This is a genomic window from Sphingomonas sp. LH128, assembly GCF_000293195.2.
Taxonomy (GTDB): domain Bacteria; phylum Pseudomonadota; class Alphaproteobacteria; order Sphingomonadales; family Sphingomonadaceae; genus Novosphingobium; species Novosphingobium resinovorum_A.
On the sequence record NZ_ALVC01000317.1, the window covers coordinates 1 to 5497 of the forward strand.

The window sequence follows — 5497 nt, forward strand, 5'->3', positions numbered from 1 at the left end:
GCTGCTCGACCTCGACTACGGCTACGAAGCGTTCCCGGCGTTCTCCAGCTGGAACGAGCGCGTCAGCCGCCGCAAGCAGGTCAACCAGGAAGTGCGCCTCGTCTCCACGCACGGCGGTCCGTTCAACTGGGTTCTCGGCGGGTTCTACAACGAGCAGAGATTGCAAAGCGACTACGCCGAGCACGTACCCGGCCACCCCTGGGTCGATCTGGCGACGAACCCGAACGAACTGGAATACGTTTCGTACACCCGTTCGAAGGTCAAGGAGCAGGCGGTCTTCGGGGAAGGTACCTTCCATGTTACACCCGAATGGCAGGTCACGGCCGGCGCGCGCTACTTCAAGTATACCTCGGAGATCGCCGGCGCGCAGACCCTGCCGTTGCTCGGCCAGCCGCTCAGCCCCTACGACAAGAAGATTTCGGGCGGAAAGGCCGGTCAGGACGGCTGGGTGTGGAAGTTCAACTCTTCCTACAACTTCACCCGCGACCTGATGGTCTATGCCACCTACAGCAAGGGCTATCGCATCGGCGGGCCGAACACGGTCGCGCCTTGCGACAATCCCCTGCCTCCCGGCCAGAACATCTGCGCCCTGCCCGACGAACTGCAGTACGGCCCGGATTCCACCAAGACCATTGAGGTCGGTTTCCGCGCCCAGCTGTTCGACCGCAAGGTGACGTTCAACATCGACGCCTACAGCACCAAGTGGACCGGCCTGCAGGTTGCCTCGGCAACCGTGAACGGCGCGACCGGGATCACTGTGAACGGCGGGCGCGCGGTGTCGAAGGGCATCGAGACCTCGTTCCAGATCAAGCCTGTCCCGGAACTCACGATCCAGGGCAACTATGCCTACAACGACGCCCACCTGACCGAGGACATCCCCGGCATCCTCACCATCCGCGAGGTGCCGAACGACTACAACTTCCGCTTCGTCCAGCTCGATGCGCTGTCCGGAGACCGCCTGCCGAACTCGGCCAAGAACTCGGGCAGCCTGGGCGCCACTTACACGGTGCCGATGGGCAACGGCGAACTGTCGGCCAACTGGACGGCGACCTATCGCGGCAGCATCGTCAGCCGTCTCGGCTGGGATCGTGCCTATGGCGACAAGCTCAGCGGCTACGTCCTGCACCGCGCCTCGTTGTCCTATGACACCGACAAGTTCGGGGTCAGCGTGTTCGCAAACAACATCTTCGACAAGTACGCCGTGGTCTCGGTCGGCAACGACCGTTCGCGCATCGGCGTCAACGACGGGGTGGCGGTTCGCTACTACAGCCAGACCGTACTGACGCCGCGCGTCGTCGGCGTGGAGGCCCACATCAAGTATTGAGCATTCGTAGAGGCGCTTTCCCACAAAAGGAGAGCGCCTCTACGACCAGATTCCGCCGGTTTCTTTGTTGCGCCGCAGCGCAATTTTTCTGTAGGCGGACGGGCGATCCGGCGCTAGTCCACCGGGCATGACAGAACCGGCGCGGGGCTCTCCGACGCCGCGAAAGGACCGCCTGATGAAGACTCGCATTCTTGCCGCGCTGCTGCTGTGCGCCGCGCCCTTCGCCATCGCCGCCACCGATCCGGCCCCCGCAGGCATCGACGAAACCGCGATGGATACCTCGGTGAAGCCGGGCGACGAGTTCTACCTCTTCTCGAACGGCGCTTGGCTGGCCAAGGCCGAAATCCCCGCCGACCGCAGCCGCATCGGCTCCCACACCGTCGCCGCCGACGAGACCGAGCGCCAGCAGACCGCACTCATCCAGAAGATCCTCGGCGCCAGGCAGAAGCCCGGCAGCGACGAGGCGAAGATCGGCGACTACTGGCGCGCCTACCTTGACACCGCGACGATCGACAAGCTGGGTATCGCCCCGCTCAAGGCCGACCTGACGCGCTACGCGGCGATCAAGGACAAGGCCGCGCTGGTCAAGGTGCTGGGCGACCAGACCGAGGCCGACCTCGACCTGTTCAACAACAACAACGACATGTCGACCGAGAACCTGTTCGGCCTGTTCATCACCAAGGCGCTCAAGAGCGACGAGGTCGTGCCCTACCTGTTCCAGGGCGGCATCGCCCTGCCCGACCGCGAATACTACGTCTCGGCCGAACCGCGCATGGTCAAGATCAGGGCCGACTACCTCAAGTATATCGCCGACCTTCTGCGCCTGTCCGGCCTCGACCAGCCCGAGGCGCGCGCCGCGCGCATCCTCGCGCTCGAAACCAAGATCGCGCAGGCCCACCCGAGCAAGGCGGAAACCGCCGACTTCACGCAAGGCGGCACCCTGTGGACCCGCGCCGAGTTCGCCGCGAAGGCCCCCGGTATGGACTGGGACGCCTACTTCACCGCCGCGCACATGCCCTCGCAGCAGACCTTCGACGTCTACAGCCCCGGCGCGATCACCGGCCTCGCCGCCCTCGTCGCTTCCGAGCCGCTGGACGCGTGGAAGGACTGGCTGGCCTTCCACCGCTTCAATGCGCAGACAGACGTGCTGCCCACGAAGTTCGACGCGCTGCACTTTGCGTTCTTCGACACCAACCTTTCGGGCACCCCGGAGCAGAAGACGCGCGAAAAGCGGGCGCTGGCTTCGATCAACAGCGACCTCGGCATGCCCTTTGGCAAGCTCTACGTGCGCGAATACTTCCCGCCGGCCGCCAAGGCGCAGGTGGAGGACATGTCCGCCCGCATCAAGCAGGCTTTCGCCCGCCGCATCGACGCGCTCGACTGGATGAGCCCGGCGACGCGTACCGAGGCCAAGGCCAAGCTGGAAGGCATGGTCGTCGCGGTCGGCTATCCCGACGTGTGGCCCGACACCTCCATGATCATCATCAAGCCGGGGCAGGCCTACGCCAACCGCATGTCGGCGATCCACGGCTACACGCTCCAGCAGATTTCCAAGCTAGGCAAGCCGCAGGACCGGGGCGAGTGGTGGATGACGCCGCAGCTCGTCAACGCGGTGAACCTGCCCGTGCAGAACGCGCTGAACTTCCCCGCCGCGATCCTGCAGAAGCCGTTCTTCGATCCGGCCGCCGACCTTGCTTCCAACTACGGCGCAATCGGCGCGGTGATCGGGCACGAGATCAGCCACAGCTTCGACGCCAGCGGCGCGGCGGGGGGGGGGGAGCCGCAGCCGCCCTTCGACGAAACGGCGGGTGATGCCGAAACGCTTGGCGACCGCGTCGATGTCGCCGCCCTGCCCGAGGCAGTACTGGAAGGCGCGGCATTCGTCGGCGGGCGACATATTGAGGTGATGAAAGTTTTCAGCGAGCGAGGCTTCGGAAAGCTCGTCGTTGCCGCCGCTCAGGATCAGCACGGGCACGTCGTATTCGGCCGCGCTGATGTCGCCGCGCTCGGCGAGCAGCGTGAGGGCACGAAAGCGGCGGCTGCCGGCAATGACGCCATAGGAGCCGCGCGGCTTCTTCACGGAAGTCACGACCAGGTTCTGCAGGATGCCGCGCGCGAAAATGTCGGCGGCGAACTGTTCGATCAGGTCTTCGCCGCGGGTACGCACATTGATGTCGGAGAGGACCAGCTTAGCCAGCTTGACGGTCTGGATCATGGGAACAACACCTTCTTCTCATCGTCCGGCCAATTCACGGACACCTCTTCCCTTCCCCCTCCCCTCACATGGGCAATTTGCGGTCAACGGCTGGTTGGGACGAACCTGACGTCGTTCATTAGCGGCGGCCGCACCTGGCATGCCGCCGTCTCAAAAAGGGTGGTGAACGGAAGCCGGTTTTCGTACTTTGGTAGCGGCGGCACCGGAAACGCCGTTTTGGAGCGCGGCGCTCACGGCCCGGAATGACGAAAACCGATGGATTGCCGTCATTGCAAAGGCTGAGAATGATAGCGTAAGCAGATACAATGCGCGTCCGGAAGAACATCATCATGTCGATTGCTGCCTTCACTTTGGCAGCCTTTCCAGCGCTCAGCACAGCCACGACACCGATGGCCATCACCTACAACTGCCAATCGACCCACGGCAGGCCGGACCGCCCTCTGGTGAGCACTTACTCGGCTGCGGAAGCTATCTTTCTTGCTGTGGAGCCAGCTACCAATCCCCACGCCGATAGTGCAAGGTTTCCGGAAATCTCCGTACGAGAAAAGAAATGGTCTTGGGAAGTATTCCGCTGGAATTCCCGGAATGGGGACCGAGATAGCCAACTTGCTATCCGCATCGACCGGTGCAGTGGGGAGATATCCAATGTCGAATTTGGGCTGCGCCGCTGACAAGCAAATGACCTGACGGTTTCCGTTGGCTGGCAAACCGTCGTTATCTTGTTCTGAAACCGTTCAAGCGAGAGGGGCAATCATCAAGCGCGGCTGTCATGCGCCATCGTTTTCCAGTCCACCGAAACATACCAGTACACTCTTCTAGGCTAACTTCTGTCGCGATGCTCGTAACGCCTTTTCCCCGCATATAGTCTTCGCTTGAGAATAAAAACGTGCAACGCACATTACGATTTCCGGCGGGGGAGCAGTCAATTTCGCTGACACGGGTTGCGAAAGGCCGCGTGCAACTTACGGATGGGCGACAAGAGTGCTCCGATAGATAAGCGCTATAGAGAGAATTAATTACATCACTTGATGGCGTGAATGAAAAATGCTCGCTCTCAGCGTCTGACGCGACAGCTTCGTCCGTAAACCCGTTAAGGAAGGCGCAGCTGAGTGCCATTCCGAGTACTATGTTGACCCTCATACGCGATGAATCGCAGAAACGTCTAAGGTCCGCAACAGGACGCTTTCCGCTGGATCGGTTTGCCGATTAAAATCCTGCAAGGCGGTTATTCCGGTTTCGGCGACCGGGTTTGCGCTGCCTGATGACCGAGAGGGGTGGTAACCGGACGCGATGTGCATCCCACTAAGCGCGCAATATTTACTTTTCTGAAGCTCTCATAGCGTTACTGCGACGACATCTTGGGAGCCAGTGAACCGTATGCTGAAGTTTGTTGACTGCTGGGGGCGGGTTGGTGCCTTCACTTTTGTGGTAGCCTGCTCATGGGCGGTAGCATTGGAGGCGCAGCCCGCTCAAACCAAGCCTGTCGAAACATGGGATATATATCAACGCACGCATGGCTGCGTGATCGCAAAGTCTGACTTTAAAGAACCGACCTTAGAGCCAGCCTACCTTCGACAGTTCCGAGGTCCGACCTTAATTCTTTTCAAGATTCCCATGCCTGTCGGAGCACCATTATCTCGAGGGGATGAAAGGGGGAAACTCCAACCGTCAAACTCTCCGGGAATACCAGTTCAAGTTCGCTGGGGTAGTTCGATGGGCTCTGTTGCAAAGATTGGCGGCAGTCAGAGGTAGGCTGTCGCTCTGCGCCGATCAGGCGGCTGCTGCGAAATGGTGGTTGAGCATGCCCATGGCCTCCGTCAGCGCCGAGGGCCCAATGCCAAAAGCTCTCTCCACAAGGCGCACCTCGCCCCTGATGCCGGGCTGCAGGCACCAGGGGCGAGCCTGTCCTTTGCGCAGGGCTCGCATGACTTCGAATCCCTTGATCGTGGCATAGGCCG

2 protein-coding genes and 3 pseudogenes are annotated in these 5497 nt (G+C 61.6%); 3 read left to right on the plus strand and 2 right to left on the minus strand.

All coding sequences use genetic code 11. The annotated features are described in order from the left end of the window. Positions 1 to 1324: TonB-dependent receptor (locus LH128_RS22945; RefSeq protein WP_037520983.1), on the plus strand; the 1324-nt coding region annotated here is incomplete at its 5' end. Positions 1325 to 1595: 271 nt separating this feature from the next. Next, a pseudogene (locus LH128_RS22950) lies at positions 1596 to 3080 on the plus strand (M13 family metallopeptidase); the annotation flags it as partial. Positions 3081 to 3293: 213 nt separating this feature from the next. Here LH128_RS22950 and LH128_RS34740 read toward each other — a convergent pair. Further along, positions 3294 to 3539, minus strand: a pseudogene (locus LH128_RS34740) (ParB/Srx family N-terminal domain-containing protein); the annotation flags it as partial. A 305-nt stretch (positions 3540 to 3844) separates the two neighbouring features. Here LH128_RS34740 and LH128_RS33710 point away from each other — a divergent pair. Further along, complete coding sequence (locus LH128_RS33710) at positions 3845 to 4210, plus strand: hypothetical protein (protein WP_172705147.1); 366 nt, start codon at positions 3845 to 3847, stop codon at positions 4208 to 4210. 1099 nt (positions 4211 to 5309) lie between these two features. Here the strand turns inward: LH128_RS33710 and LH128_RS22955 are convergent. Then, positions 5310 to 5497, minus strand: a pseudogene (locus LH128_RS22955) (IS6 family transposase); the annotation flags it as partial.